Here is a 25,714-nt window from a genome sequence, read left to right on the forward strand (position 1 = left end):
GCCGCCCTCACAGCAGCGCCATATGGTTGCGATGGATCAGCGCGCTGCGCGGCGCATAGCCCAGGATCGCCTCATGCTCGTCGCTGCGGCGGCCGAGCAGCCGGACGGCGTCGGCCGAATCATATTCCGACAGCCCGCGCGCCAGCGTGCGATCCGGTGCCTCGACCGTCACCAGATCGCCGCGCGCGAAATGGCCGTCGATCCGGGTCGCCCCCGCCGCCAGCAGGCTGCGCCCGTCCGCCAGCGCGCGGGCTGCGCCTTCGTCGACGTGAATCGCGCCGCGGGCGGTCAGCCCGCCCGCCAGCCACGCCTTGCGCGCCGGCGCGGGCCGTTCGGCGACGAACAAGGTATGCCGCACCGTCGCGGAGAGCGGGTGCGCGACATGGCCGGAGGCGATCGCCAGCCCCGCGCCCGCCGCGTTGGCGATCCGGGCGGCGGCGATCTTCGACACCATGCCGCCCGATCCCATGCCCGAGGCGGAGCCGCGATCGGCCATCCGCTCGATCGTGCCGTCGATCCGCTCGACGCGGGCGATGTGCGTCGCGCCCGGCAGCGCGGGGTTGCGATCGTACAGGCCGTCGATGTCGGACAGCAGGACGACGCCCGATGCGCCCGCGGCCTGTGCGATCCGCGCGGCGAGCCGGTCGTTGTCGCCGAAGCGGATCTCCTCGGTCGCGACCGAATCGTTTTCGTTGATGACCGGGACGACGCCCAGCTGGAGCAGCCGCCCCAGCGTCGCCGCGGCGTTCAGGTAACGCCGCCGCTCCTCCAGATCGCCGAGCGTCACCAGCATCTGCGCCGCGGTCAGTCCCTGCGCCGCCAGCACCTCCGCCCACACGCCGGCGAGCGCGATCTGCCCGGTGGCGGCGGCGGCCTGCGCATCCTCCAGGCTGGCACGCCCGCCCTTGGCGAGGCCGAGCCGCCGCGCCCCCAGCGCGATCGCGCCGGAGGACACGACCGCCACCTGCTGCCCTTCGCGCGCGCGCGCCGCGATGTCGGCGGCGACCTCCTCCAGAAAGGCACGTCGCACCCCGCCCTGCGCATCGACGAGCAGCGCCGACCCGATCTTGACGACCAGGCGCGGGCAGGCGGCGGGGGGAAACAGCGACATGATGGCGAGCGCGTTAGCGTGCGGCGGGTCGCGGCGCCAATGCGGATTTGACGTGGCAACGGCGTCGCGCGAGGTAGATTCGACCGGGGAGGGCAGGGGAATGAGGGATCGAATGTGGTCGAAATGGCTGGTGGCGTGGATCGTCGCGATCCTGCCCGCCATCGCAGGTGCCGACACGATGCGCGAGGTCGTGTCGATCGACGGAGCCGAGACGGCGGTCGAGCTGCGGCTGGACGATGGCATCGGGGAGTTGCGCTATCGCCCGCGCGGGGGGCGGGAGGCATGGCGCACGGTGCCGTTGGATACGCTGGCGCCGGTCGTCGCCGTGCTGGCGGATCAGCGGCTCGCGCCCCTGTGGCCGGTGCTGGAGCGATGGGCCGGCCCGGACCTGACGCTGGCGCGCGACGCGATGCTGACGCGGACGAAGGCTTCCTGGGAACAGCGACGGGCCAGCACACGCGCCGCTCAGCCATCGCAGGGAGCGGTGCGCAAGCCGATTCGCGCCTTGTTGCAATATGCGGTCGCGTTGCAGGATGCCGGCCGATTCGCCGAAGCGGCGGCGCTGCTGCGGGCGCAACGTGACCTACAGCCGGTCAAGAGCGAGTGGGATCGTTCGGAATGGATCACGCTGTCGATCAACCTGGCGAACGTGATGGCGGGTGCCGGAGATCGAGAGGGGGCGATAGCGGTCCTGGAGCAGGCAAGCGTGCGATTGAAGGGATCGCCCTATGCCATCAACGCGGATCTCAACCGCGCCGCGATGCTGGCGGAGGGCGGGCGATATGAGGCGGCGCTTTCCGCCGTCGAAGCGGCGGACGCCGCCTTCGCAGGGGCGTCCGGGCACGGCGCAGAGGTGCCCGGCGCCCGCCTGCAATTCGACTGGATCCGCGCCTGCGCGCTCAGGGGATTAGGGCGTGAGGCGGAGGCGGCGACGCTGATGGCGTCGTTCCGGTCCGCGGCAACACCGATGCAGGGCCGGTTCGCGCCGCCCGCCGATCGCGACGTGGAGGAGCGCGGCTGGGCGTGCCTGCGCGATCCGGCGGCGCTCGCCGCGTTGTGGCAGCGCGACCTGACCGCCCCCGCGATCGGATCGCTGACCTTCGTCACGGCGCAGCCCGCGATGCAGAGCCTTGGCTACGACCCGGCGACGCTGGATCGCGCGCGGCGCCTCCTCGGCACGCCCGCGCCGCTGCGGCTGCTGCCCGACCGCTACGCGCCCGCGCTGCGCGCGTGGCAATGACCGGGCTGCGGCCTCACACCGGCGACCAGTCGACCGCGGCTTCGTCGCCGTCGTCGTCGACCGGCTTTTCGTTCGACGGAATGGCGTCGAGCAGCCGGTCGAGCACCCAGTCCACGCCCACGCCGCTGACGCCGGAGATGGGGATGACCTCCGCGCCGCTCGCCTCCTCCAGCTCGGCGGAGAGGGCCGCGATCAGCTCGTCGTCCAGCGTGTCGATCTTGTTGAGCGCGACCACCACGGGCTTTTCGTCCAGCCCGCCGCCATAAGCGGCCAGCTCGTCGCGCACGATGCGGTAGCTTTCGGCCACGTCCTCGTCGTTCGCATCGACCAGGTGGAGCAGCACGCGGCACCGCTCGATATGCCCCAGGAAGCGGTCGCCGATGCCTGCGCCGTCCGCCGCCCCCTCGATCAGCCCGGGGATGTCGGCGACGACGAACTCGCGCTGATGGTGACGCACCACGCCCAGCTGCGGGCGGGTGGTCGTGAAGGCATAGGCGCCGACCTTCGCCTGCGCGTTGGTCACGCTGTTGATGAAGGTGGACTTGCCCGCGTTGGGCAGCCCGACCAGCCCCGCGTCGGCCAGCAGCTTGAGCCGCAGCCACACCCACGCCTCCTCGGACGGCCAGCCGGTGCCGTGCTGGCGCGGCGCGCGGTTGGTCGAGGTCTTGTAGCTGGCGTTGCCGCGTCCGCCGTCGCCGCCGCGCAGGAAGGTGATCCGCTCGCCCACGCGGGTGAGGTCGGCCAGCAGCGTGCGCTCCTCGTCGTCGGCCAGGATCTGGGTGCCGACCGGCACCTTGATGACCAAATCGTCGCCGCCCCCGCCGGTGCGGTTGCTGCCCGAGCCGCCGTGCCCGCGCGGGGCGCGGAAATGCTGGGTGTAGCGGAAGTCGATCAGCGTGTTGAGCCCGGCGACCGCCTCGAACACGATGTCCCCGCCCTTGCCGCCGTTGCCGCCGTCGGGCCCGCCGTATTCGATGTATTTCTCACGCCGGAAACTGACCGCGCCGGGGCCGCCGGCGCCGGAGCGGACGAAGATCTTTGCCTGGTCTAGAAAGTGCATGGCGCGCGCCATAGCGCTTTAGCGGAGCTAAAGCACCATGGCGCCGCCCGGTCGGCGCGGTATCGCCGCGACCGACGACGCGGGCTTTGCCCGCGGCGGCCTTCGCGAGACGTTTGCGAAAGGCTGCACCGTGCTCCTGCGCAGGCAGGAACACGGCGTGGACTCGGCGTCGTTGCACCCGTTCTTGCAAAGGTCTCGCCCCCGCCGGGGAACGGGAAAGGCAGCGACCGATCCCGTTTAGCGATCGCGTGGCGGCGACGCTCCGCGATCCGCGAGCAGCATCTGCCGCGCGATCACGCGCGCACGGTCGCGCGGAAGCCCCAGCGCGCGCGCCATCGAGGCACCCAGGAGGGCATCGCCCAGCGCCATCAGCACCAACTGGAGCGTCTCGTCATGGATCGGCACGCCCTTGCCCCCCTGCGCCTGCTCGTGCTCCGCTCCCAGATCCTCGACCAGATCGTGGATCGCGCGCAGGATCGGGTCGAGCGCATCCTCGTTCCCGTTCAGAATCATCCAGCTCGCCAGCGCGCCCGCGCCTCCGGCCTGTCCGAAGGCGTCGAACGTGAGATCCACGACCTCGGCCGGGTCATGGATCTCGCGCGCGCGCATCACCGCGTCGCGAATCGTCCCCACGATCCGCTCCGCCATGCTGGCGATCAGCGCCTTTTGCAGCCCGTCGGCCGAGCCGAAATGGTGGAGCAGATTGGCGTGCGTCCGCCCGATCCGCGCCGCCACCGCCTTCAGCGTCACCGCCTGCGGACCGATCTCCACCAGCAGCGCCCGCGCCGCCTCCAGCGCCGCCTCGCGCGAGGCCTCCGGGCTCAGCCGACGGCGCGGGGTTGCAACGGATGAAGGACTCACTTAATTAACACCACTGTCAATAATGAACGTATCTGCATCATCTCTGGAGGTTTCCGTGGCGAAAGCAACCACTCCCGCAGACCTGACGATCACGCCTCGCGACCGTCGCTTCGGTCGCGGCGGTGCGATCCGGCGCTGGTGGCTGGCCGACGATCCCTATGCGACCGCCTTCTACAATGCGCTGTCGGTGACCTTTCCGAAGGGCGAGGGGTTCTTCGTCGACAGCGTCCGCAAGTTCCGCGAGGGCACGCCGCCGCGGCTGGAGCGCGAGATCAACGCCTTCATCAAGCAGGAGGTGATCCACACGCGCGAGCATGTCGCGTTCAACCGGCACGTCGCCGATCAGGGGTATGACACGACGCTGCTCGACCGCGATGTCGACGCCGCGCTGGCGCTGACGAAGGGGCGGCCACCGATCGGCGCGCTGGCGGCGACCACCGCGCTGGAGCATTTCACCGCGATGCTGGCGCACGAACTGATCGCGAACCCGCGCCATCTGGCGGGTGCGGATCCGCAGGCGCGCGCGCTGTGGCTCTGGCACGCGGCGGAGGAGATCGAGCACAAGGGCGTCGCCTACGACACGTGGCTCCACGCGACGCGCGACTGGCCGCGCTTCCGGCGGTGGTGGATCAAGTCGCTGGTGATGTGGATCACGACGTGGCGCTTCTTCACCGGCCGCGCGCGCGGCATGGCGGAACTGCTGCGGCAGGATGGGCTGACGGGGCCGAAGGTGTGGGCGCGGATGGCGTGGTACGCGTTCGGCAACCCCGGCATGGCGCGCAAGATCGCGGGCGTGTGGGCGGCGTACTTCCTGCCGGGCTTCCACCCGTGGAAGCACGACGATCGCCCGCTGATCGGGCTGGCGGAAAGCGATTACGAAGCGGCGGTGCTGCCCAAGGCGGCGTAATCGCTCCGTCGGCGCTATTGTCCGGGGCGATCACGCGAGCTGCCGGACGGTACCCGTTCCCCGCCGCGGGCCGGGGAACGGGTTTCGGACCTCTCGCGGCTTATGCCGCGATCGGCAGCGGTCGTGGGTCGACCTCACCCAGATCGCCGCTCCAGTCGATCGCGAAGTCGATGCACTCCACCTCGCCGTTACGGGCGAGCGTGGGCAGCCGGGACCGCGATCCCGTCTCGACCATGCCCAGCTTGCGCAGCACGCGACCCGACGCCGGATTGTCGACGAAGTGACGCCCGACCACGCGCTTCAGCCCCAAGGCGTGGCGCGCCATGTCGAGCACGGCGCGGCCCGCCTCGGTCGCATAGCCGTGGCCCCAGGCGGCGGGGGTCAGCCAATAGCCGATCTCAGAGCGGCCATGCTCGTCGGGGTGGAGGCCGATCCCGCCGATCAGCCGATGGTCGCCGAACCGCTCGCAGACCTGGAACCGGGCCTCGTGGGGCCCGCGCGGCAGCGCCAGAAAGGCCTCCGCATCGGCCACGCCATAGGGCCACGGCGCGCGCGAGAGGTTGCGCACCACCGCCTCATGTCCGATCGCGCGCGCCAGCGCGGGCGCATCTTCCGGCCAGCCGGGGCGCAACGTCAATCGGGGCGTCAACGCGAACATGCTCCGTCTCCTCGTTCGGGCCGCTGCCACGATGCCGTTACGCGGATGCGACAGCAGCGGGACAGGGCGGGGAGGGAGCAAGAAAAAAGGGAGCCGGGGCGGGCCCGTCTCCCTTGTTGGCTGGGTTCCGACATCCGGAACCGGCGGGCCGCCCTGGTGGGCAACCCGTCTGGTCACCCGATGTTATTCGGCCGCAGCCGCCATAATGTCGACCGAGCAGAACTTGCGGCCGAGCTTGCCCTCGTGGAACACCACGCGGCCGTCGACGAGCGCGAAAAGCGTGTGGTCCTTGCCGATGCCGACGTTGCGGCCCGGATAGAATTTCGTCCCGCGCTGACGCACCAGGATGTTGCCCGCGATGGCTTCCTGGCCACCGAACTTCTTCACGCCGAGGCGACGACCGGCCGAATCGCGACCGTTGCGCGACGAACCGCCTGCTTTCTTATGTGCCATTGCTCTTGCTCCTTCGCGCTACGGGATCAGCCGACCGACACGATCTTCAGGATCGTGTGGTTCTGGCGGTGGCCGTTGCGGCGACGATAATTGTGGCGGCGACGCTTCTTGAAAACGATCACCTTCTCGCCCTTCGCCTGGGCGATGATCTCCGCCGCGACGGTCAGCCCGGCGACATCCTTCAGCTCCGAGCCCTCGCCCGCCATCAGCACGTCACCCAGCGTCACCGACGCGCCGGCCTCGCCCTCGATCTTCTCGACGACGATCTTGTCTCCGGCGGCGACGCGGTACTGCTTGCCGCCCGTGCGCACGACTGCGAACATGGCTCTTATCACTTCCCAAATGTCATGGCCCAAGGCGGTCAGGCCGCCACGGGAGAAGCGCGGCAGCTAGGCGATGGGGTGATTCGTGTCAACCGGAAAGGCGCTCCGGCGCAGGCCGGACGTCGCGATCAGTGACGATGCTCGCGCTTCAGCCCGTAGCGCCCGTTCTCCAGCCGGTCGAACAGGCCGGCGATCGCGGGGTGGTCGACCGGCTCGTCATCCTCGTCATGGACCAGGTTCTGCTGGCTGACATAGGCGACATAGGTCGCCTCCACGTTCTCCGCGAGCAGATGGTAGAAGGGCTGGTCCTTGCGCGGGCGGAAGCTCTCCGGGATCGCCTGGTACCATTCCTCGGAATTGGCGAAGACGGGGTCGACGTCGAACACCACACCGCGGAAGTCGAGCATGCGGTGCCGCACGACGTCGCCGATCGAAAAGCGCGCATGCGCCACCGGCGGCGCCACCGGATTCGCCGACGCGTCGTCGCGATCGACGGCAGCGCCGTCGCCGCTGCGCGGGATCGAGGTCGACGGGATTGGGTGCGATCGGTTCATACACCCAATCTAGTGAGAAAATCGCATCGCACAACGCCGACCCGCTTGCGCCGCGCGCACAGTCGAGCTAGGGGCCCCGCTCGATCGCGGCCGGACGAGTCCTCTGGACGCCCGGCGATCCTCTGCGGAGAGGTGCCAGAGTGGTCGATTGGGACGGTCTCGAAAACCGTTGTGCCTTTACGGGTACCGTGGGTTCGAATCCCACCCTCTCCGCCACTTCGGTCCCCGGCTGGGCACGCCGATTGCCGCCGATTTCCCTCCCTGCGCTGCCACGAGCGTCCTGAGGAGGTCGCTTTTCGATCCCATGATGCGGACCTCGTCGTCGCCGACCTCGACGCGCTGGGCGAGCGCGCGCAGATGATCCCGCCGATAGCCGCCTCCGTCGAGGCGCATCCGTTCGCGCGCGGCCTGTGAGAGCCGGCTGACCATCTCCGGCGTGATCGCCCGCTCGCCGGTGCTCTCCAGCATCGCCTGCGCGCGGTCGGCATCGACGCGCGACTGGTCGCGGATGACCTTGAGGCCGGCGATGCGCTCCTTCAGCGCCGGGTCGTCGAGGTCAGCGACGCCCGCCTCGATCGCGTCGTAGAGGCGCTTGAGGCGCAGCTCCGATTCGGCGGCACGGCGGTTCAGCTCGGCGATGTGGACGCGGCGGCGCTCGGACTGTTCCTCGCGACGGCCGAGGATCGTCTCCAGCAGTTCCTCCAGCCGCTCGGGATCGAGCAGCCGGTCCTCGATGTGGCCGGCAACGAGGCCGTCGAGCTTGTCCATCGGGATCGCGCGGCCCTTGCAGCCGGTCTCGCCCTGCCGCGCCTTGATCGAGCAGGCATAGTAGCGGTAGCGCCCGCCCTTGCCGGTGCGGATGGTCATCGCGCCCCCGCAATTGCCGCAGAAGCAGATGCCGGTCAGCAGCGTCGGGCCGATGACGACGCGGTGCGGCAGCGCGGTCTTCTGGTTGCGCGCCTTCATCAGCGCCTGCACGGCGTCGAAGGTCGCGCGCTCGATCAGCGGAGGCACTTCCACCGTCACCACCTCGGCATCGGGCTTCTTCTCCTTGGTCTTGGAGCGACGGTTGAACTCGTGCTCGCCGATATAGGTGCGGCGCGTGAGGATGCGGTGGACCTGGCCGATGCCCCAGCGCCCGCCGTCGCGGGTGAAGATGCCGCGGGCGTTCAGGTGCTTGACGATCGCCTTGACGCCCATCTGGCTGTGATCGGCCTCGGCGCCGAGCGCGAGGCGGTAGATCAGGCGAATCGTGTCGGCGTGCAGCGGGTCGATCTCAAGCTTCTTCTTGGTCTTGGCACCCCGCTGCTCGGCCGCGACGGTGCGGTAGCCGATCGGCGGCAGCGAGCCGTTCCAGAAGCCCTGCCGGGCGTTCTCCTTCAAGGCGCGCAGGACGTGCTTGGCGTTCTCCTTCGACTGATACTCGTCGAACAGCGCCATGATCTGGCGCATCATGACGTGCATGGGGTCGTCACCCATCTCCTGCGTGATCGAGACGAGGCGCACGCCGTTCTTCGCCAGCTTCCTGACGTAGAACTCCAGCTCGAAGTGATCGCGAAAGAATCGGCTGAACGAGTGGACCACGACGACATCGAACGGCGCGGGCTTGGATGTGCCCGCCTCGATCATGCGCTGGAACTCGGGGCGGCGGTCGTTGGTGGCCGAGGCGCCCGCCTCGACGAAGGTGTCGACCAGTCGGTAACCGCGCGAGGTGCAGTACGCCTCGCCCTGCCGCTTCTGGTCCGGGATCGAGACGTCGTGTTCGGCCTGCCGGACGGTCGAGACGCGCAGGTAGAGCGCGGCGCGCTGGACGATGACGGGCGTCTCGGCGTTCACGGCCGGTCTCCTTGCTTGTCGGATGTCGAGGTCAGTTCCAGCGTCAGCACGACGCGGTCGGGGATGACCTTGGGGGCGAGCTTGCGCCCGCTGCGTTCCATGCGGACGATGCCGTGGGCGATCATGGCTTTCAGCGTCCGCGACAGGTTGGGCTTGGCGCGCCCGGTCAACGCGACGAGCGCGTCGAGCGACTCCGGCTCGCGTTCGGCGATGAGGCGGAGCATGTCGCGGTTGGCGGCGGAAAGGATGCGCGCGAAGGATTCGGTCGAGCCGAACCAGACCGCCGGCTCGCCCCGCGCCGGCTGCTCTTCGCCGCGCATGATGCGCTTGCCCCGCGCCTTCATCTCGTCGGTGTCGGCGATGCCGATCGTCAGCGTCGTCACGGTGCGCATATCTCCCGTCCTGGCAACCGCCGGGCCGGGCGCGAGCGTCAGGCGGGCCGGATGCTATCCACGATCATTATCACCAATAGACAACATCATCCAGGGAAATGATGGGGGCGGCTGGCGCGTGTCGCGCGATCCTATCGACCGGATGGTCCGAACAACTCGTCGAAGAGGTCGGCGAACCAGCGCTCGAACACCTCGATCTCCGCCTCGGTGATCGGCACCCGCTCGGGCCAGTCGTCGGTGACGCGCCACGTCTTCGCCTCGGCGGCGGGCGCTGGCCCCCGCCGTGGGTCCGGCTCGACGGCATAATAGTCGTAGAGATCGTCGGGCAGGATGCCGGCGGCATCGCCAGCGCGGCGAGTGGAGCGAGGGTGACGGTCGGACACGGACGTCGATGAAGTCTCCTGTGGTTCGTCGCGGCACTGTCCCGCCCCACGATCCTGCCGCCTCGTTCCCCGCGGTGAAGTGGGCGTGACGCGATACCTCGATCGCGTCAGCCGATCGCAGTGTCGGACGTGCCGTCGGCGCGCCGCGCCTTCGCGAAGGCGCGATCGGTCGCCATAAACCGTTCGAGCATGGGCGCGATCAGCCGTGTGGGATCGGCGGCGGGCTGGCCGCTCTCGCGAGCGAGCACATCGGCATAGGCGGTAAGGTCGCGGTGCAGGTGCGCCGGCAGTTCCAGCGTGACCTTCACGGGCTTATCGTCTGCGATGGGACCGAGCTTCAGCTTCGTCATGTGTCAGTTCCGATAAGGTTCGAGGACGAGGTCGCGGGTGACGATCACGCGGACCGGGAAGCCGGGGCGGATGGCCAACGTCGGTGCGATGTCGAGCTGGCGGCCGACCACCTGCCGGCCGGTCTGGCTGATCCCGTCCGACGCGCCCTGGCGCAGCGCGCGAACGAAGTCGCCCTGCTCGCCCGAGCTGCCGGCCTGCGCCCCGACCGACAGCAGCGTGGAGAGGCCGGCGGCCTTGGCGAGATCCCACCAGTGGTGGTCAACGCCGTCCTCCAGCCCGGCATAGCCCTGCGCGTCGGCACCGGGCTGGCGCTCCAGCACAATCGAGCGGCCGTTGGGGAAGATCAGCCGCGTCCATGCGAGCAGCACCCGGCGCTGGCCGAAGCCGACGCCGCTGTCGTACTGGCCGATCAGCCGCGTGCCCTGCGGGATCAGCAGCAGGCGTCCGGTCGGGCTGTCGTAGACGTTCTCGGTCACCTGCGCGACGATCTGGCCGGGCAGGTCCGAGCGGATGCCGGTGACGAGCGCGGCGGAGATCACCGCGCCGGCCTGCACGACGAAAGGTGATGGCGGTGCCGTCACGCGGTCGGGCGCGCCAGTGCGCCGGTCGGCGGGCTGGTTGAGGAAGGCGAGCTGCCGGTCTTGCGCGGTGGGCGTGGCCGTCCGGCCGGGTGCTCCCATGCCGGCGAGGTTCGGCATCCCGTCGCCGGGCACGCCGCTCGCCGCCGCAGTCTGTGCGCCCGCCTGGAAGAACACCCGGCTGGTGCGCGCCGCCTCCAGCTCCTGCCGACGCCGTTCCAGTTCCTGGCGGCGACGCTCAGCTTCGGGATCGGGCGCGGCGGGTCCAGCAGGCGCGTCGATCCCCGAAACGGGTACGGGCTGGCCGCGGGTCTGCGCGTCAAGGATCGGGCGGCCGAGATCGCCGGGCAGCGGTGGGCCGAGCACCCGGCCGGTGTAATCTTTCGGCAGCGCGTTGAGGCCGTCCGGCGTAGAGCGCCCATCGGTCGCGTAGACCTCTTCGGCCGGTTTACCGCCTTGCTGGACTTGGAGCGCGTAGATCAGCGCGCCGCCGAGACCGACGCCGGCGACGCTGCCGAGCACCGCCAGCGCCTTGCGCGACAGTCGGGTGACGCGCGGCGGCTCCGGCCGCAGCCGCATCGGCGCGACCGGCTCGCCGGTCAGCGGTCGGACATCGTCGTCGGCTTCCGGCAGGCTCGGCGCGCTCTTCTCGGGATCGACGCCGGTCATGATGACGGCCTCCCATCGGTGCGGAGGATGCGGACGGTCTGCTGGCGGTCGCCCTTGCCGAGGCGCAGCTCGGCGGCGCCGAACAGGCGGTCGACGATGAGCACATTGCGGTGGACGCGGCTGTTGACGATCTCCGGCTCGCCTTCGGAGCCGACGACGAACAGCGGCGGCATCTCGCCCTGGACGATGCCGCGCGGGAACTCGACGTAGACGCGCCGCCCGTCGTCGTAGACCGCGATCGGTCGCCACGGCGGAGCGTCGCCGGTCAGGGCGTAGCGATAGGTGCGCTCGGCGGCGGCCGGTATGATCGGCGTGGTTGGCACAGCGGCTTGTTGCGAAGGCGGCGGGACCGGATAGCTCCACGCGACCGAGGGCATGTAGGGCCGTTCGCCCGCGTGCAGCTCGATCAGATAAAGACGCCGGTCGGTGGTGATGACGAGGTTGGTGGAAAGGTCCGCCCGCGTCGGCTTGACGAGGACGTGGACGCGGCGGGTGTCACCCGCGCCGCTCTCGGTGTCGCCGATGATCCATCGCGCGGTGTCGCCCGCCGCGATCGGACCGGCGCCGGTGAGGCTCTCGCCCGGTTCGAGCGCGATGTCGGTGATCTGCCCGACTGCGGCGTAGACCTGGTAGAGCGCGCCCTCGCTCCACGGATAGACCTGGATAGCGTTGTAATAGCCTTCGCGGCGCGGCTGGACGCGGGCGGCGGCGTTGGCGTTCTCGACGCGCGCGGTCGAGGTTCCGGCAGCTTGTCCGCCCCGTGCCGGCGTCCACGGCGGCGGGACATGCAACGGCCGGGGCCGCGATGGTACGGCGAGCATCGGCACGGGCGGCAGCGGCGGCACCTCGGCATCGTAGCTGATCTCGGGCGGCTTTTGCGTCGTGGCGCAACCGGCGAGCATCGTCGCGGCGAACAGTGCCGCCGGAACGGACGTGAGGCGCAGGATCACTGGCCCAGCTCCTTCGACCAGTTGATCGCGTTGACGTAGATGCCAAGTGGGTTCTTGCGCAGCGCCTCGGCATCACGCGGCGGCTGGACGACGACGGTGAGGATCGCGGTCCAGCGGGAGGTCTCGGCGAGACTGCCGTCCTGGTAGCGCCGCTCGGTCCAAGCGACGCGGAAAGAGTCCGGCGAGGCGCGGATGACCGACGACACGTCGACGGCGATCTGCTGCTTGCCGACCTTCGCGAACGGGTCGTTGGCGCGGGCATAGTCGTTGAGCGCCTGCGCGCCGGTCGCGGTCGTGAAGTCGTAGGCGCGCAGCCAGTTCTGCCGCACGACGATCGCATCTGCCGGGATGCTGCGGACCTCCTCGACGAACCGCGCGAGGTGGAACGCGATCTGCGGATCGGTCGGGCGGTAGCCTTCGCTGGCGGGTGCCACGGCCTGCGCCTGACCGAGCTTGTCGACCTGCACCACCCACGGCACGATCGAGCCACTGGCACCCTGCCAGACCAGCGCGGTCGACAGACCGGCGGACAGCGCCAGCGAGCCGAACGCCATCAGCCGCCAGTTGCGCGCCTGGACGCGGGCCGAGCCGATGCGGTCGTCCCACACCTGGGCGGCGCGCTGGTAGGGGGTCTCGGGCTGCGGGGTCTTGCCGTAATGCGCGGCGGGTCGTTTGAAGATGCTCATCGGCGGTCGCCTTGGTCGAGGGAGATGGAAGAGCCGCCGCCATGCGCGTCGCCGGATCGCACGGCGTGCGCGGCGGCCTGGACACCGTGGGTGAGCTGCTGGGAGCGCTTCATGCGCTTCGCCCATGCGGGTTGGGTTCCCGCCGTTGGAGTTGCAGGAGCCGCGCCGTCATCGCCCGGCGCGGCGTCGCCGCTCACGGCACGGCTACCGGACTGGAAGCTGGACCGGAGGCTGTCGGCCGCACGGCCGGCGGCGCGCTTCAGCGGCGAGACGGCCGCCTTTCCGCCCGCGCTGGCCACGTTGCCGAGACCGGAAGCGACGCCGGCCATGCCGGACTGTCCAGCCGCACCGGCCTGATAGGCGGTGGATGCGCCACCGGCGAGCGCCGCTCCGCCACGGGCAGCAGCGGCGGCACCACCCGCCAGCGCAGCGCCGCCGGACGCGACCGCGCCAATCGCGGCGCCACCGGCGGCGACCATGCCGCCGGCCGCCAGCCCGGTGCCGATCGCAGCACCCGCGCCGAGCTGTGGACCGCCGGAGACGAGACCGTTGGCGATGCCGGGACCGAAGATGCCGAGGCCCAGCAGCGACAGCGCGGCGAGCACGATCGCCATCGCGTCGTCGATGGTCGGCGTCCGCCCGCCGAAGCCGGCGGTGAACTGCGAGAACAAGGTCGATCCGATCCCGACGATGACGGCGAGCACGAGCACCTTGATGCCGGACGAGATGACGTTGCCGAGGACGCGCTCGGCCATGAAGGCGGTCTTGCCGAACAGGCCGAACGGGATGAGCACGAAGCCGGCGAGCGTCGTCAGCTTGAACTCGATCAGCGTGACGAAAAGCTGGACGGCGAGAATGAAGAAGGCGAGCAGGATCAGCGCCCATGCGAAGAGCAGGCAGGCGATCTGGATGAAGTTCTCGAAGAACGACCAATAGCCCATCAGCCCGGAGATCGAGTCGAGCAGCGGCCGTCCGGCATCGAGGCCGGTCTGCGCCACCTTGCCGGGCCGCATGAGGTCGGCGGCGGAGAAGCCGGTGCCGGATGCCTTGAGCCCCAGCCCGGCGAAGCTGTCGAAGACGATCCGGGCGAGATTGTTCCAGTTGCCGATGATGTACGCGAACACGCCGACGAACAGCGTTTTCTTGATGAGGCGGCCGACGATGTCGTCCTCGCCGCCCATCGACCAGAACAGCGCGGCCAGTGTCACGTCGATGACGATCAGCGTGGTGGCGATGAAGGCGACCTCGCCGCCGAGCAGACCGAAGCCTGAGTCGATGTAGCGGGTGAAGACGCCGAGGAAGCTGTCGATGACGCCGGTGCTGCCCATCGTCAGCGCGCCCCGGACGCGGGCGACGTGCCGAGGAAACGGGCGCGGTTGTCGGCCCACGTCTTCAAGCACGTCGCATCGCTTGTCGCGGCCTCGCCCATGAACCGGCAACGTGCAAGCGCCTCGCGCATCGGGTCGGCGGGCGCGGTGGTGACCTCCACGGTCACCGGCACGACCGGTTTCTCCTCGCGCGTCATCTCGATCGCGGCGGCGGTGATGGCGATGCCGGCGAACGCGGCGGCACCGATGCGGGCAAGCGTCTTCGCCTCCATAAAGCGCCTCAGTTGCCGGGGTTGAACATGCGGGCGTTGCCGGGCTGGTAGCCTGCGCCCGGCGCGAGGAAGCGGCGGCGCTGTTCGCGGCCCTGCTCGGCCGCCGCCGCACGCTCGGCGTCGGACAGCGCCTGCGCGCGACCGTTCGCGGCCATCATCGCGGTGAGGTCTGCGAGCTGTTGCGCCTGGAGCGCAAGGAGCTGGTTGCCGGCCTGCGTTGCCTGAAGCGCGCCGGTCGCGCCTTGACTGCGGGTTACGAGGTTCGCCATCTCGGCGCGGTTGGTGTCGATATTGCCGACGACGCCGGCCTGCACGCGCATCGCGTCCTGCAAGCCACCGACCGTGTTCTGCCATCGGCTCCGCGCGTCGGTGACGAGCTGCCTGTCGGACACCGACATCGACGCGCTGCCGTATTGCCGCTGGAACGCCTGGTCGATCGACCGCACGTCGAAGGCAATATTCTGCGCCTGCTGGAGTAGCGCCTGTGTGCGGCGGACATTCTGCTGGAGCTGCTGGAGCGAGGAGTACGGCAGGCTGGCGAGGTTACGCGCCTGATTGACCAGCATCGTCGCCTCGTTCTGGAGGCTGGTGATCTGTTGGTTGACCTGCTGGAGCGTGCGCGCGGCCTGGAGGACGTTCTGCGCGTAGTTCGACGGGTCGAACACCGTCCACTGTGCCGCAGCGGGCGTCGCCAGCATCGGCGACAGCGGCACGGACAGGATGGTCGCGGCGACGAGTGCCGCGCGGCTACGGCGCAGGGTCATGATGATGTCTCCAGATTGGTGAGGTCGGGGATCAGGTCGGCCGCCCAGCCAACGCCGCGGTGGCGCAGCCAGGCGGCAAGGAAACCGGCGCGGCTGTGCTCGGCGACGATCGCGGCGATGGCCTGCTGGTCGATGCGCGAGGATGCGGCGCACAGCACCAGCGCCACGTCGGACAGGCCCAGCTCGAACAGCCGGTTGCCGTGGCGCGACTGGCAGTAGTAGTCGCGCTTGGGCGTCGCCCGCGCGAGGATCTCGATCTGCCGGTCGTTGAGACCGAACCGCCGGTAGATGGCGGTGATCTGCGGCTCGATCGCGCGCTCGTTGGGCAGAAGCAGCCGGGTCTGGCAACTCTCGATGATGGCGGGCGCGATGGCGCTGCCGTCGATGTCGCTGAGCGATTGCGTGGCGAAGATGACGGAGGCGTTCTTCTTGCGCAGCGTCTTCAGCCATTCTCGGAGCTGGCCGGCGAAGCCCTCGTCGTCGAGCGCGAGCCACCCCTCGTCGACGATGATAAGCGTCGGCGCACCGTCGAGCCTGTCCTCGATCCGGTGGAACAGGTAGGCGAGCACGGCGGGCGCGGCGTCGGTGCCGATCAGCCCCTCGGTCTCGAACGCCTGGACAGTCGCGCTGCCGAGATGTTCGTGCTCGGCGTCGAGCAGCCGGCCCCACGCGCCGCCAATGCAATAGGGCCGCAGCGCCTGCTTCAGGTCGTTCGATTGGAGCAGCACCGCGAGGCCGGTGACCGTCCGCTCCTCGACCGGTGCGGAGGCCAGCGACGACAGCGCGGTCCAGAGATGCTCCTTCACCTCCGGCGTGATCGCCACACCTTCGCGGGTCAAGATCGCGACGAGCCAATCGGCCGCCCATGCGCGTTCGGCGGTCTGTTCGATGCGAGCCAGCGGCTGGAGCGACACGCTGGCGTCGCTGCCTTCGGTCAGTCCGCCGCCGAGATCGTGCCAGTCGCCGCCCATTGCCAGCGCGGCGGCCCGGATCGAGCCACCGAAGTCGAAGGCGAACATCTGCGCGCCCGCATACCGGCGAAACTGCAACGCCATCAGCGCGAGCAGCACCGACTTGCCCGCGCCGGTCGGGCCGACGACGAGGGTATGCCCGACATCGCCGACATGCAGCGACAGCCGGAACGGCGTCGAACCTTCTGTCCGGCCGTACAGCAGCGGCGGCGCGTCGAAATGCTCGTCGCGCTCCGGTCCCGCCCAGACTGCCGACAGAGGGATCATATGGGCGAGGTTGAGCGTCGAGATCGGCGGCTGCCGGACGTTGGCGTAGACGTGCCCCGGCAAGCTACCGAGCCAAGCGTCCACCGCATTGATCGTCTCGGCCATCGCGGTGAAGTCGCGACCCTGCACGACCTTCTCGACCAGCCGCAGCTTCTCGTCGGCGATGCGCGGATCGGCGTCCCACACCGTCACCGTCGCGGTGACGTAGGCGATGCCGGCATGGTCGGCGCCAAGTTCCTGCAACGCCATGTCGGCGTCCGCCGCCTTGTTCGACGCATCGGTATCGACCAGCACCGATTGTTCGTTGGTCATCACCTCCTTCAGGATCGCGGCGACCGACTTGCGCTTCGCGAACCACTGCCGCCTGATCTTCGTCAGCAGCTTCGTGGCGTCGGTCTTGTCGAGGAGGATCGCGCGGGTCGACCAGCGGTATGGGAAGGCCAGCCGGTTCAGCTCGTCGAGCAGCCCCGGCGTGGTCGCGGTCGGAAAGCCGGTGATGGTGAGGACGCGGAGATGCCGGTCGCCCAGCATCGGCTCCAGTCCGCCGGTCAGCGGCTGGTCGGCGAGCAGCGCGTCGAGATACATCGGCGTCTCGGGCACGCGGACACGGTGCCGGTGGGTCGAAACGCAGGCGTGGAGGTAGGTGAGCGTCTCGGCGTCATCCAGCCAGCGGCACGCTGGCATGAAGGTCTCGACGAGCCGCAGGATGCGGTCGGTGCGATCGACGAATCCGGCGGCCAGCTCCTGCGGGTCGATGCCCTTTTGCTCGCGGCCCTCGTAGAGCCAGCCCTCGGCTCGCGCGGCATCCTCGGCCGGCGGCAGGAAGGTGAAGGTCAGGAAGTAGCTGGACTCGAAGTGACTGCCGGCTTCCTCGAAGTCGGCCTTGCGCTCCGCATCGACCAGCGCGGACGCGGCATCGGGGAATGTGCTCGTCGGATAGGTTGCGGCGGGATGGCGCTGCGCCTCGACGAAGATCGCCCAGCCCGAGCCGAGACGGCGGAAGGCGTTGTTGAGACGGCCAGCGACCGCGACCAGCTCGGCGGGCACCGCGCTGTCGAGGTCGGGACCGCTAAAGCGCGCGGTGCGCTGGAAGCTGCCGTCCTTGTTGAGGACGACGCCCGAGCCGACCAGCGCCACCCAAGGCAGGAAGTCGGCGAGGCGCGCGGCGGTGCGGCGATATTCCGCGAGGTTCATCATGGCCGCCCCCTCAAACCGACAGGTGGCCGGGGATGCGCAGATGCCGGCGCACCACGTCGACGAACATCGGATCGCGTTTCGCCGCCCACACCGCCGCGACGTGCCCGATCGCCCAGACGACGAGGCCGACCAGCCACAGCCGCAGCCCAAGCCCGAGCGCCGCCGCCAGCGTGCCGTTGAGGATGGCGAGACCGCGCGGCGCGCCGCCGAGCAGGATATGCTCGGTCAGCGCCCGGTGGACCGGCACGGCGAAGCCCGGCACCTCGCCGGCATGATCGCCGGCCATCAGACGAGCGCCCCGCCGCCGAACGAGAAGAAGGACAGGAAGAAGCTCGAAGCGGCAAAGGCGATCGACAGCCCGAAGACGATCTGGATGAGACGGCGGAAGCCGCCCGACGTATCGCCGAACGCCAGCGCGAGGCCGGTCGAGATGATGACGATGACCGCGACGATCTTGGCGACCGGCCCCTCGATCGACTTCAGGATCGACTGGAGCGGTGCTTCCCACGGCATCGACGAGCCGGAGGCGTGTGCGGCGGGCGCCGTCATCACGCTGATGACGACGACCGCCACTGCGGTCTCGAAGCGGTGGCGGGCAATACGAAGGCGTGAGATCATGGATTTTCTCCTGTGCTGGTAGGGGTGAGTGAGGCCGCCGGACGGTTGGCGGGCACGACGCGGTAGTCGCCGTCAGGGCCGAGTCCTTCGACGCGCGTGAGTTCGGAAAGGCGGCGCATCGAGCCGCGCCCCGCGAGGACGGCGACGAGGTCGATCGTCTCGGCGATCAGCGCGCGCGGCACGGTGACGACGGCTTCCTGGATGAGCTGCTCCATCCGCCGCAGCGCGCCGATGGCGCTGCCGGCGTGGATCGTGCCGATGCCGCCGGGGTGCCCGGTGCCCCAGGCCTTCAGAAGATCGAGCGCTTCCGGCCCGCGCACCTCGCCGATCGGGATGCGGTCGGGGCGCAGGCGCAAGCTGGAGCGGACGAGATCGGAGAGCGAGGCGACGCCATCTTTGGTGCGCATGGCGACGAGGTTCGGCGCGGCGCATTGCAGCTCGCGCGTATCCTCGATGATGACGACGCGGTCGGGCGACTTCGCCACCTCGGCGAGCAGCGCGTTGGTCAACGTCGTCTTGCCGGTCGAGGTGCCGCCGGCGACGAGGATGTTGGCGCGGAAGGCGACGCCCTCGCGGAGCACCTCCGCCTGTGCCGCCGACATGATGCCGGCCGCGACGTAATCGTCGAGCGTGAACACCGCGACGGCAGGCTTGCGGATGGCAAAGGTGGGTGCCGCGACGACCGGCGGCAGCAGACCCTCGAACCGCTCGCCCGTCTCGGGCAGCTCGGCGGAGACGCGCGGGGCACCGGCATAGACCTCCGCGCCGACATGGTGCGCGACGAGCCTGATGATGCGCTCGCCGTCAGCCGGAGAAAGCCGCTCGCCCGTATCGGCCAGTCCCTCGGACAATCGGTCTATCCAGATGCGCCCATCCGGATTCAGCATCACCTCGACGACGGCGGGGTCTTCCAGCAGCCGGGCGATGGCGGGACCGAGCGCCGTGCGCAGCATCCGCGCGCCGCGCGCCAGACCCTCCGAATTGTGCTGTGCGCCCGCCATGCTATCCCCGTTCCTACCGGGGCGGCGTCAGCGGTCCCGAACGGGGTCGAGTAAGAGAGCCTGAAACTCGGCCGTTTCAACAAGTATCGAACGCCGTGCGGGCATGGCGAAGAAACGGCGGCAATCGGCGGGATCGGTCGTGCCTCGGTGGGCCGGTGCGGTTGGATATCTATTCGGTAGCGGTGCCGTCACGCCTCGAGTCGATGTCGCGCGACAGCTCCTTCAGGAACCGGTCGCCGGTCGCCAACCGCCTGCCGAGCGTTTGCAGGAAGCCCTCGAACCGCTCGCTGCCCTTCGCCCGAGCCGATGCCTGTGCGCTGTCGGGCAGTGGCGGTGTGACGGTCAGCCAGAAGCGGATGAACAGCGACAGCGTCTCGCCGACGATGGCGAGGTCTTCATCCATCCCGTCGATCTGCCTGCCGATCCGGTCCATGCGGCGGGCGAACACCGCCTCCAGCCGTTCCGAGGCGTCGGCGGACAGAAAGGACGCGACGGCAGCTTCGACGATGGAGGACTTCGATACGTTGCGGCGGAGCGCCAGCGCCTCGACCTTCTTCAAGAGGTCCGGGTCGAAATAGACGTTCATGCGGGTCTTGGTCGGCATGGCCGCTCCTCCTCAAAGCTCGATGCCATCGGCTGGGTCCATCGACGCCTGCCGGGCAACCGACGTGATTTGACCACGCAGGCTGCGCGCCTTGGCGGCGTCCACGTCCGGGTCGTCGTCGAGCACGTCGAACTCGTTGATGGCAGGTCGTTCGGGCGGCGCGATCTCCTCCTGCTCGGGCAGTTCCGGCTCGCGGCGGATGCCGGCGTTGGCCGGATCGTCGGCGCTGCCATCGGCGCTGCTCTGCGCCGGTCCTGCTGCCGGCGCCGGGATCGCCAGCGCAGACCAGTCGTCGGCTGGCGGCGTCGCGGGCCGCTTCGCCTCGGCCACCTTCGGAGGCGGCAGCAGCCGTTCGCGAAACCGGGCATCCTCGTAATAGCGGGCCTTCTTCGCCCGGATCGGCGGCACGCCCGCGACCAGCAGCAACTCGTCGGCGGGCGGAAGCTGCATCACCTCGCCGGGCGTCAGCAGCGGTCGGGCCGTCTCCTGCCGGGAGACCATGAGATGGCCGAGCCACGGCGACAGCCGGTGCCCGGCATAATTGGTGGAGTCACGCATCTCCGTCGCGGTGCCGAGCGCATCCGACACGCGCTTCGCGGTGCGCTCGTCGTTGGTCGCGAAGGCAACGCGGACGTGGCAGTTGTCGAGCACGCTGTTGTTCGCGCCGTATGCCTTCTCGATCTGGTTGAGGCTCTGCGCGATCAGGAAGCTCTTGATGCCGTAGCCCGCCATGAAGGCCAGTGCGCTCTCGAAGAAGTCGAGCCGGCCGAGCGCGGGAAACTCGTCGAGCATCAGCAGCAGGCGGTGGCGCTTGGCCGACCCGTTCAGCTCCTCCGTCAGCCGCCGGCCGATCTGATTGAGTATCAGGCGGATCAACGGCTTGGTGCGGGCGATGTCGGACGGCGGCACGACGAGGTAGAGGCTGACCGGGCGCTTGCCCGCGACGAGGTCGGCGATGCGCCAGTCGCACCGCGCCGTCACCTTCGCCACCACCGGATCGCGGTACAAGCCGAGGAACGACATGGCGGTCGACAGGACGCCCGATCGTTCGTTGTCGGATTTGTTGAGCAACTCGCGCGCCGACGAGGCGATGACGGGATGGACGCCGGCTTCGCCGAGATGCGGCGTCGACATCATCGCGCGTAGCGTCGCCTCCACCGGGCGCTTCGGATCGGAGAGGAAGCTGGCCACGCCGGCCAGCGTCTTGTCGGGTTCGGCGTAGAGGACGTGGAGGATCGCGCCGACCAGCAGCGAGTGGCTGGTCTTCTCCCAATGGTTGCGCTTGTCGAGCGCGCCTTCGGGATCGACGAGGATGTCGGCGATGTTCTGCACGTCGCGGACCTCCAAGTCGCCGCGCCGCACCTCCAGCAGCGGGTTGTAGGCCGAGGATGCCGCGTCGGTCGGATCGAACAGCAGCACGCGGCCGTGCCCAGCGCGGAAGCCCGCCGTCAGCGTCCAGTTCTCGCCCTTGATGTCGTGGACGATGACGCTGCCGGGCCAGGTGAGCAGCGTCGGCACGACGAGGCCGACGCCTTTGCCCGACCGCGTCGGCGCGAAGCACAGGACATGCTCGGGGCCGTCGTGGCGGAGATAGTCGCGGTCGAGCCGGCCGAGCAGCACGCCGTCTGCGCCGAGCAGCCCGGCGGCTTTCACCTCCTCCGGCGATGCCCAGCGCGCCGAGCCGTAGGTGGCGACGTTCTTCGCTTCCTTCGCTCGCCACATCGACAGGCCGATCGCCACCGCGATCGAGACGAAGCCGCCCGATGCGGCGATGACTGCGCCCTCCACGAAGATCGCGGGCGCATAGGCGTCGTAGAAGTACCACCACCAGAAGAAGAGCGGCGGATGATAGACCGGCCAGCCTGCCACCTCGAACCACGGCGTTCCGAGCTGGGGCTGGAAGCCGAGCCGCCACGCGGTCCACTGCGTCGCCGCCCAGGTGGTGGCGACCACGATCGTGAGAACGAGGGCGACCTGCCCCCAGAGTATCTGGCCTCCGCGCATACCGGCTCCGACGAGAAAGGGAGCCGATCAAAGAATGCACGTCCCCGGCGTGGGCAACGGATATCACCGGCGAGCGGGCTACCGGATACCATAGCGAAGAAAAAGGACGGTCAGTGCGGCCGGGATCGTGCTTCGGAGGAGGCCCGTTCGAGCAGATGGCGGTAGCCGGTCTGCGTCATCCACCGCGCGCGTGCCAGATGACTTTCCCAACAGGTCTGGGTCGTCGGGGCCGCCGGATCGCGGTGCAGAACGACCCGCGCCACCTCCATCCAGTCGGCCCGATCCGCCTGGGCGTCGAGCAGGCGCATGTAGGTGACGAAGTGGGTCTCGTCATAGTCCGTGATCTCCGACGCTGTCGGCGCCAGATCGTCCACATCCGGGTCGAGTTCGGGCCGCGCCCGCATGGTCCACCTCGCAACCACCGCTTGGAGGTGACCGTGTATAGCACATCGCGAAGAATCGGAACGATCATTCCTAGAACGATCGTTCCTGCGCTGGTTCCTCGTCGCTCATGGACCTCAAGGAGGTCATGGCGACCAACCTGCGTCGGATGCGTCATGACAGGGAGATGACGCAGGAGGAGCTGGCCGACCGCGCCGGCCTGAGCGCGCGCTACATCGGCGCGATCGAACGCGCCGACGTGTCGGCTAGCGTCACCGTGCTGGGGCAGATAGCAGAGGCGCTGAGTGTCGAGCCAGCCAAACTTGTGACGAGATCACGCTGACCGGCCCATTTCCGTAGCGATGTCGAGCAGAAGTTTAAGCGTAGGGCTGCGGTTATATGGTGACCACACGGCGCTGAACCGTGCCGGCTCCGTCTCATCTGCGATTGAACGGAAAACGATACCTGGAAACGAAATATGCGTCATTGCTTCGGTCGTGAGGGTAATCCCGTCACCGGCGGCTACCATACCCATCAGCGTATCTCGCCCAACGTCGCAGCGACGTATATGGGGGAGCTGATCGCACTCGCTGATCCGACGCACAACATGGTCGAAAATTTGAGGCCCCATGCCATCGTGGCGGATGAGGAACGCCTCGTCCGCAACGTCGAGCCAGACAATGGATTGCCGGCCGGAAAGAAGATGATCCGCCGGCAGAGCAATGACCATCCGCTCGCTCCACAACTGTCGCGTATGGCAATCAGGCGCCCGTACCGCACCTGCTACGAAGGCCACGTCCAACTTGCCATCGCGAACCAGCGCAACGATTTCCGAAGATCGGCCTTCTATGATCGCTTGCTCAATCGTCGGATAGCTGGTTCGGAATCGTTGTCGCAGGTCAAAGAGGAATCCACTCGCAATAGGGCTTTGAAGCCCGATGCCAATGCTTCCTTCGAACCCGTGCGAAACCGCACCGGCCGTGCGCACCGCATGGTCTAACTGCTCAATGCTGGCCGACACCTCGGCCACGAATTTACGCCCGGCCTCGGTTAGCCGGACACCTCGATGGCGCCGCTCGAACAGCGGGATTTCAAGTACGTCCTCCAACCCCTTAATGCGGGTACTGACGCTCGACTGTGTGACTCCCAAGGCGTTAGCGGCGTGATGAAAATTTAGAAATTCTGCGACAGCCAAAGTCTGGATCAGGGAAGTGAGTGATATTCGCCCGCGCCAATTTCGACCGCAATCCTGCAGTTGCTTCGTTCGTCGCATTTCTTTGCGGCTTCATATTAGAAGGGAGCGGTAGACCGCACGATCCTCGATCGCTCCTACCGGCAACGCCGGCTTTCCGCCGTGGCGGTCATGGTGGCCTTTCATATGCAAAATTGCGGTTTCCAAGCAGTCCTGGTCTCGCCAAACTACATGAGTTATTACGTTGTACTCCCCATCACCTGACGTCTTAATTAGCACTTCATTGCGGAGGCAGCCATCGATAGCACCGATGACGAGGTGGGTTTCGGATACCCCTGCAATGAACCTCTCGATTTGTTCTTCGGGAATTTTGAATTTATCGATTCTATGAATGAAGTCGTTACCAAGCATCTTCTATACTCCCTATGAAAGTTGTGAGGTCATTGGCCACAAGCTCGGGAACCTCGAAGCCAGGGAAGTGGCCACCTTGTTCAAACTCGGTCCACATGCGGATAATGAAGCGCCGTTCGGCCAACGCTCTGATGGGCAATACAAGGTCGCGCGGCATAACTGCTACGCCGACCGGAATTGTCGGAAGCGATATGCGGGCCTTGCTGCGGTTGGCATGATAGATGTGCGCAGAAGTACCAGCACAGGTGGTGCACCAGTAAAGTGTGGCGGTTTCAATAAGAGCCTTAAAGGGTATCGGCAGGTGCCGGTCGTTCCAACGCAGAAAACGGTCTCCCAACCAAGAAAGGAGTCCAACCGGTGAGTCGTTTAAAGCTAATCCTAAGCTGTCAGGCGTATCCGATTGAACGAGCCAATATGGGGCGCGTTGTTTCATGTAAGACCGCATATGCTCGGCTCTGTCTTCGTCTTCGCCGCTAAATGTGACTGAGTCGGGGGGCGGCGTAGGGAGAAAGGTGAGGTGTATACCTCGCACGCGTTCTGGCGCTCGGGTGGCCAGAGACTGTGCCAGCACCGAGCCCCAATCCCCGCCATGAATGTAAAAATGGTCGTGCCCGATAGTTGCCATCAGATCCAGCAACATATCGGTGATAATTTCTATCGTCGGAGAATTGTTAAGAGGTGTTGAGAACGCGAATCCCGGAAGTGATGGGCATATGCAATCAAATCCGAATGATTTACTGTCCACCTCAGTCATAGAGTTTGCTATATTTGCAGTCTCGAGAAACGAACTCGGCCATCCATGGAGGAGCAGAACGGGTATATCTCTGGACTTGCCGCTACAAATACGCACGAAATGTAAATTCTGATCAGATATTGTAGAGTTGTAATGTTTAAACGCTGCCAAGCTGCGCTCAAACTCTGCAAAATCAAATTCAATCCAGTGTCGAATGGCTTGATCCAACTCACGGGCCGTTAGTCCGTTTTCCTGCCAGATACATCCAGGCGCGCGACTGAATGAGGTCAGCCTTGGTAGAATTTCATTGCGCCTGTTACGCCATGATGAGCCAAGGCACGGCTCGAATTCTCGTATGTGCGCCGACCCCAGCATCCGTCCCAGACCATCCCATCTGACAACATGCTGCCAATATGGATATGGACAGTATGCTGTCAATCCTGTACCGACGCGGAATGGCCGACGAGCACGAAACGAAAACAGGCGAGCTGATATTCGAGATACTGCGATTGCACGGCCGACTCATCGCGGCAGGAGATTCGTTGGTAGGCCCGCTCGGCCTGACGAGCGCACGATGGCAAGTCTTGGGCACAGTGGCGAACACCGAAGATCGTATCACGATGGCAGATATTGCGCGATCATTGGGTCAATCGCGCCAATCAGTACGCCGGGTCGTAAGCGAACTGATTGATGAGGGTTTTCTGGAGATGGCAGATAACCCACGTCATCTACGCGCACCGCACGTTATACTTACTTCGAAAGGCATGGAAACATACAGGAAAGCGACGGATGCGCGAATCCCATGGAACCGAAGACTCTCTGAAAAGGTAGCTCCCCAAGATGTCGAGGCCGCGTTAGTCGCGGTGCGAAATATTAGACTCGCACTTCAATAGGATCACACGTGATGACGACAGATCGGAGGCAATGATCTACCAACGCCTACGGCACGATGAAAAGGT

31 protein-coding genes and 1 tRNA gene are annotated in these 25,714 nt (G+C 67.6%); 5 read left to right on the forward strand and 27 right to left on the reverse strand.

What is annotated here, in order from left to right:
• Positions 1-7: 7 nt before the first annotated feature.
• Positions 8-1,111, reverse strand: a complete 1,104-nt coding sequence (proB, locus tag PGN23_RS05840; protein ID WP_335301910.1) for a glutamate 5-kinase — start codon at positions 1,109-1,111, stop codon at positions 8-10.
• A gap of 100 nt (positions 1,112-1,211) precedes the next feature.
• Here proB and PGN23_RS05845 point away from each other — a divergent pair, with 100 nt between their 5' ends.
• Positions 1,212-2,351, forward strand: coding sequence for a hypothetical protein (locus PGN23_RS05845; protein WP_335301911.1), 1,140 nt, complete (start codon positions 1,212-1,214; stop codon positions 2,349-2,351).
• Positions 2,352-2,364: 13 nt separating this feature from the next.
• Here PGN23_RS05845 and obgE read toward each other — a convergent pair whose 3' ends face one another.
• Together obgE and PGN23_RS05855 are read right to left on the reverse strand one after the other, a co-directional pair.
• On the reverse strand, positions 2,365-3,411 hold the full coding sequence (gene obgE / locus PGN23_RS05850) for a GTPase ObgE (protein ID WP_335301912.1): 1,047 nt from the start codon (positions 3,409-3,411) through the stop codon (positions 2,365-2,367).
• A gap of 237 nt (positions 3,412-3,648) precedes the next feature.
• Positions 3,649-4,272: a TetR/AcrR family transcriptional regulator gene (locus PGN23_RS05855; RefSeq protein ID WP_335301913.1), complete on the reverse strand. Its 624-nt coding sequence runs from the start codon at positions 4,270-4,272 to the stop codon at positions 3,649-3,651.
• 55 nt (positions 4,273-4,327) lie between these two features.
• Between PGN23_RS05855 and PGN23_RS05860 the strand changes: the two genes are divergently transcribed.
• Positions 4,328-5,179, forward strand: a complete 852-nt coding sequence (locus PGN23_RS05860) for a metal-dependent hydrolase (RefSeq protein ID WP_335301914.1) — start codon at positions 4,328-4,330, stop codon at positions 5,177-5,179.
• 100 nt (positions 5,180-5,279) lie between these two features.
• Here PGN23_RS05860 and PGN23_RS05865 read toward each other — a convergent pair whose 3' ends face one another.
• The 4 genes from PGN23_RS05865 to hspQ all read right to left on the reverse strand — a co-directional run bounded on the left by PGN23_RS05865 (position 5,280) and on the right by hspQ (position 7,167).
• Positions 5,280-5,837: a GNAT family N-acetyltransferase gene (locus PGN23_RS05865; RefSeq protein WP_335301916.1), complete on the reverse strand. Its 558-nt coding sequence runs from the start codon at positions 5,835-5,837 to the stop codon at positions 5,280-5,282.
• 183 nt (positions 5,838-6,020) lie between these two features.
• Complete coding sequence (rpmA, locus tag PGN23_RS05870) at positions 6,021-6,290, reverse strand: 50S ribosomal protein L27 (protein WP_132910023.1); 270 nt, start codon at positions 6,288-6,290, stop codon at positions 6,021-6,023.
• Positions 6,291-6,316: 26 nt separating this feature from the next.
• On the reverse strand, positions 6,317-6,613 hold the full coding sequence (rplU, locus tag PGN23_RS05875) for a 50S ribosomal protein L21 (RefSeq protein WP_335301935.1): 297 nt from the start codon (positions 6,611-6,613) through the stop codon (positions 6,317-6,319).
• A 128-nt stretch (positions 6,614-6,741) separates the two neighbouring features.
• Positions 6,742-7,167 carry a heat shock protein HspQ gene (gene hspQ, locus PGN23_RS05880; RefSeq protein WP_335301936.1) on the reverse strand — a complete coding sequence of 142 codons (426 nt, stop codon included), beginning with the start codon at positions 7,165-7,167 and terminating at the stop codon, positions 6,742-6,744.
• Between the two features lie 126 nt (positions 7,168-7,293).
• Here hspQ and PGN23_RS05885 point away from each other — a divergent pair.
• Positions 7,294-7,383, forward strand: a tRNA-Ser gene (locus tag PGN23_RS05885).
• Here the strand turns inward: PGN23_RS05885 and PGN23_RS05890 are convergent.
• The 17 genes from PGN23_RS05890 to PGN23_RS05970 all read right to left on the reverse strand — a co-directional run bounded on the left by PGN23_RS05890 (position 7,345) and on the right by PGN23_RS05970 (position 22,442).
• Positions 7,345-9,003, reverse strand: coding sequence for a recombinase family protein (locus tag PGN23_RS05890; RefSeq protein WP_335301937.1), 1,659 nt, complete (start codon positions 9,001-9,003; stop codon positions 7,345-7,347). The genes PGN23_RS05885 and PGN23_RS05890 overlap by 39 nt on opposite strands.
• A complete protein-coding gene (locus PGN23_RS05895) occupies positions 9,000-9,386 on the reverse strand; it encodes an HVO_A0114 family putative DNA-binding protein (RefSeq protein ID WP_327555342.1) in 387 nt (128 codons plus the stop codon). Before PGN23_RS05895 ends, PGN23_RS05890 begins: the two co-directional genes overlap by 4 nt.
• A gap of 140 nt (positions 9,387-9,526) precedes the next feature.
• Positions 9,527-9,778, reverse strand: coding sequence for a hypothetical protein (locus tag PGN23_RS05900; RefSeq protein ID WP_335301938.1), 252 nt, complete (start codon positions 9,776-9,778; stop codon positions 9,527-9,529).
• Positions 9,779-9,885: 107 nt separating this feature from the next.
• Positions 9,886-10,128: a DUF2274 domain-containing protein gene (locus tag PGN23_RS05905; protein ID WP_335301939.1), complete on the reverse strand. Its 243-nt coding sequence runs from the start codon at positions 10,126-10,128 to the stop codon at positions 9,886-9,888.
• Between the two features lie 3 nt (positions 10,129-10,131).
• A complete protein-coding gene (locus PGN23_RS05910; RefSeq protein WP_443019657.1) occupies positions 10,132-11,376 on the reverse strand; it encodes a TrbI/VirB10 family protein in 1,245 nt (414 codons plus the stop codon).
• Positions 11,373-12,278 carry a P-type conjugative transfer protein TrbG gene (trbG, locus tag PGN23_RS05915; protein ID WP_335302091.1) on the reverse strand — a complete coding sequence of 302 codons (906 nt, stop codon included), beginning with the start codon at positions 12,276-12,278 and terminating at the stop codon, positions 11,373-11,375. Before trbG ends, PGN23_RS05910 begins: the two co-directional genes overlap by 4 nt.
• A 44-nt stretch (positions 12,279-12,322) precedes the next feature.
• On the reverse strand, positions 12,323-13,006 hold the full coding sequence (gene trbF / locus PGN23_RS05920) for a conjugal transfer protein TrbF (RefSeq protein WP_443019663.1): 684 nt from the start codon (positions 13,004-13,006) through the stop codon (positions 12,323-12,325).
• Between the two features lie 2 nt (positions 13,007-13,008).
• Complete coding sequence (trbL, locus tag PGN23_RS05925; protein ID WP_335301941.1) at positions 13,009-14,340, reverse strand: P-type conjugative transfer protein TrbL; 1,332 nt, start codon at positions 14,338-14,340, stop codon at positions 13,009-13,011.
• Positions 14,341-14,342: 2 nt separating this feature from the next.
• Entirely contained in the window at positions 14,343-14,612 is a 270-nt protein-coding gene (gene trbK-alt, locus PGN23_RS05930; protein ID WP_335301942.1) for a putative entry exclusion protein TrbK-alt, read from the reverse strand.
• A gap of 8 nt (positions 14,613-14,620) precedes the next feature.
• On the reverse strand, positions 14,621-15,376 hold the full coding sequence (trbJ, locus tag PGN23_RS05935; protein WP_335301943.1) for a P-type conjugative transfer protein TrbJ: 756 nt from the start codon (positions 15,374-15,376) through the stop codon (positions 14,621-14,623).
• A complete protein-coding gene (trbE, locus tag PGN23_RS05940; protein ID WP_335301944.1) occupies positions 15,373-17,811 on the reverse strand; it encodes a conjugal transfer protein TrbE in 2,439 nt (812 codons plus the stop codon). The genes trbJ and trbE overlap by 4 nt, the downstream gene beginning before the upstream one ends.
• 10 nt (positions 17,812-17,821) lie before the next feature.
• Entirely contained in the window at positions 17,822-18,097 is a 276-nt protein-coding gene (locus tag PGN23_RS05945) for a VirB3 family type IV secretion system protein (RefSeq protein WP_335301945.1), read from the reverse strand.
• Complete coding sequence (locus PGN23_RS05950; RefSeq protein WP_335301946.1) at positions 18,097-18,429, reverse strand: TrbC/VirB2 family protein; 333 nt, start codon at positions 18,427-18,429, stop codon at positions 18,097-18,099. The genes PGN23_RS05945 and PGN23_RS05950 overlap by 1 nt, the downstream gene beginning before the upstream one ends.
• Complete coding sequence (gene trbB / locus PGN23_RS05955) at positions 18,426-19,382, reverse strand: P-type conjugative transfer ATPase TrbB (protein ID WP_443019726.1); 957 nt, start codon at positions 19,380-19,382, stop codon at positions 18,426-18,428. The genes PGN23_RS05950 and trbB overlap by 4 nt, the downstream gene beginning before the upstream one ends.
• A 217-nt stretch (positions 19,383-19,599) precedes the next feature.
• On the reverse strand, positions 19,600-20,034 hold the full coding sequence (locus tag PGN23_RS05960) for a CopG family transcriptional regulator (RefSeq protein WP_335301948.1): 435 nt from the start codon (positions 20,032-20,034) through the stop codon (positions 19,600-19,602).
• A 12-nt stretch (positions 20,035-20,046) separates the two neighbouring features.
• Positions 20,047-22,038 (reverse strand): conjugal transfer protein TraG, encoded by a 1,992-nt coding sequence (locus PGN23_RS05965; protein WP_335301949.1) that lies wholly within the window; start codon positions 22,036-22,038, stop codon positions 20,047-20,049.
• Positions 22,039-22,148: 110 nt separating this feature from the next.
• On the reverse strand, positions 22,149-22,442 hold the full coding sequence (locus tag PGN23_RS05970) for a DUF2285 domain-containing protein (RefSeq protein ID WP_335301950.1): 294 nt from the start codon (positions 22,440-22,442) through the stop codon (positions 22,149-22,151).
• 125 nt (positions 22,443-22,567) lie between these two features.
• Here PGN23_RS05970 and PGN23_RS05975 point away from each other — a divergent pair, with 125 nt between their 5' ends.
• Entirely contained in the window at positions 22,568-22,762 is a 195-nt protein-coding gene (locus PGN23_RS05975; protein ID WP_335301951.1) for a helix-turn-helix domain-containing protein, read from the forward strand.
• On the opposite strand, the gene PGN23_RS05980 is transcribed toward PGN23_RS05975, so the two are convergent.
• From PGN23_RS05980 to PGN23_RS05985, 3 genes are read right to left on the reverse strand one after another with little or no spacing between them, the layout of a single operon-like run.
• Positions 22,754-23,692: a LysR family transcriptional regulator gene (locus PGN23_RS05980; protein WP_335301952.1), complete on the reverse strand. Its 939-nt coding sequence runs from the start codon at positions 23,690-23,692 to the stop codon at positions 22,754-22,756. The genes PGN23_RS05975 and PGN23_RS05980 overlap by 9 nt on opposite strands.
• A 12-nt stretch (positions 23,693-23,704) precedes the next feature.
• Entirely contained in the window at positions 23,705-24,022 is a 318-nt protein-coding gene (locus PGN23_RS18385) for an antibiotic biosynthesis monooxygenase (protein WP_443019727.1), read from the reverse strand.
• On the reverse strand, positions 24,012-25,130 hold the full coding sequence (locus PGN23_RS05985) for an epoxide hydrolase family protein (RefSeq protein WP_335301953.1): 1,119 nt from the start codon (positions 25,128-25,130) through the stop codon (positions 24,012-24,014). Before PGN23_RS05985 ends, PGN23_RS18385 begins: the two co-directional genes overlap by 11 nt.
• 80 nt (positions 25,131-25,210) lie before the next feature.
• On the opposite strand from PGN23_RS05985, the gene PGN23_RS18390 reads away from it, so the two are divergent.
• Positions 25,211-25,648, forward strand: a complete 438-nt coding sequence (locus tag PGN23_RS18390) for a MarR family winged helix-turn-helix transcriptional regulator (RefSeq protein ID WP_443019728.1) — start codon at positions 25,211-25,213, stop codon at positions 25,646-25,648.
• Positions 25,649-25,714 lie beyond the last annotated feature (66 nt).

This window comes from Sphingomonas adhaesiva (assembly GCF_036946125.1).
Lineage (GTDB): Bacteria > Pseudomonadota > Alphaproteobacteria > Sphingomonadales > Sphingomonadaceae > Sphingomonas > Sphingomonas adhaesiva_A.

Bases quoted from the DNA above. Each gene is read 5' to 3' on its own strand.
- trbJ (WP_335301943.1), bottom strand. From the start codon at position 15,376: ATGACCCTGCGCCGTAGCCGCGCGGCACTCGTCGCCGCGACCATCCTG.
- PGN23_RS05965 (WP_335301949.1), bottom strand. From the start codon at position 22,038: ATGCGCGGAGGCCAGATACTCTGGGGGCAGGTCGCCCTCGTTCTCACG.
- PGN23_RS05975 (WP_335301951.1), top strand. From the start codon at position 22,568: ATGGCGACCAACCTGCGTCGGATGCGTCATGACAGGGAGATGACGCAG.
- trbK-alt (WP_335301942.1), bottom strand. From the start codon at position 14,612: ATGGAGGCGAAGACGCTTGCCCGCATCGGTGCCGCCGCGTTCGCCGGC.
- PGN23_RS05950 (WP_335301946.1), bottom strand. From the start codon at position 18,429: ATGATCTCACGCCTTCGTATTGCCCGCCACCGCTTCGAGACCGCAGTG.
- PGN23_RS05905 (WP_335301939.1), bottom strand. From the start codon at position 10,128: ATGACGAAGCTGAAGCTCGGTCCCATCGCAGACGATAAGCCCGTGAAG.
- PGN23_RS05910 (WP_443019657.1), bottom strand. From the start codon at position 11,376: ATGACCGGCGTCGATCCCGAGAAGAGCGCGCCGAGCCTGCCGGAAGCC.
- trbG (WP_335302091.1), bottom strand. From the start codon at position 12,278: ATGCTCGCCGGTTGCGCCACGACGCAAAAGCCGCCCGAGATCAGCTAC.
- PGN23_RS18390 (WP_443019728.1), top strand. From the start codon at position 25,211: ATGGCCGACGAGCACGAAACGAAAACAGGCGAGCTGATATTCGAGATA.
- PGN23_RS05980 (WP_335301952.1), bottom strand. From the start codon at position 23,692: ATGCGACGAACGAAGCAACTGCAGGATTGCGGTCGAAATTGGCGCGGG.
- PGN23_RS05985 (WP_335301953.1), bottom strand. From the start codon at position 25,130: ATGCTGGGGTCGGCGCACATACGAGAATTCGAGCCGTGCCTTGGCTCA.
- trbB (WP_443019726.1), bottom strand. From the start codon at position 19,382: ATGCTGCGCACGGCGCTCGGTCCCGCCATCGCCCGGCTGCTGGAAGAC.
- proB (WP_335301910.1), bottom strand. From the start codon at position 1,111: ATGTCGCTGTTTCCCCCCGCCGCCTGCCCGCGCCTGGTCGTCAAGATC.
- trbL (WP_335301941.1), bottom strand. From the start codon at position 14,340: ATGGGCAGCACCGGCGTCATCGACAGCTTCCTCGGCGTCTTCACCCGC.
- PGN23_RS05865 (WP_335301916.1), bottom strand. From the start codon at position 5,837: ATGTTCGCGTTGACGCCCCGATTGACGTTGCGCCCCGGCTGGCCGGAA.
- obgE (WP_335301912.1), bottom strand. From the start codon at position 3,411: ATGCACTTTCTAGACCAGGCAAAGATCTTCGTCCGCTCCGGCGCCGGC.
- PGN23_RS05970 (WP_335301950.1), bottom strand. From the start codon at position 22,442: ATGCGGGCGCGGCCCGAACTCGACCCGGATGTGGACGATCTGGCGCCG.
- rpmA (WP_132910023.1), bottom strand. From the start codon at position 6,290: ATGGCACATAAGAAAGCAGGCGGTTCGTCGCGCAACGGTCGCGATTCG.
- PGN23_RS05945 (WP_335301945.1), bottom strand. From the start codon at position 18,097: ATGGCCGGCGATCATGCCGGCGAGGTGCCGGGCTTCGCCGTGCCGGTC.
- PGN23_RS05845 (WP_335301911.1), top strand. From the start codon at position 1,212: ATGAGGGATCGAATGTGGTCGAAATGGCTGGTGGCGTGGATCGTCGCG.
- PGN23_RS18385 (WP_443019727.1), bottom strand. From the start codon at position 24,022: ATGCTTGGTAACGACTTCATTCATAGAATCGATAAATTCAAAATTCCC.
- rplU (WP_335301935.1), bottom strand. From the start codon at position 6,613: ATGTTCGCAGTCGTGCGCACGGGCGGCAAGCAGTACCGCGTCGCCGCC.
- trbE (WP_335301944.1), bottom strand. From the start codon at position 17,811: ATGATGAACCTCGCGGAATATCGCCGCACCGCCGCGCGCCTCGCCGAC.
- PGN23_RS05960 (WP_335301948.1), bottom strand. From the start codon at position 20,034: ATGCCGACCAAGACCCGCATGAACGTCTATTTCGACCCGGACCTCTTG.
- hspQ (WP_335301936.1), bottom strand. From the start codon at position 7,167: ATGAACCGATCGCACCCAATCCCGTCGACCTCGATCCCGCGCAGCGGC.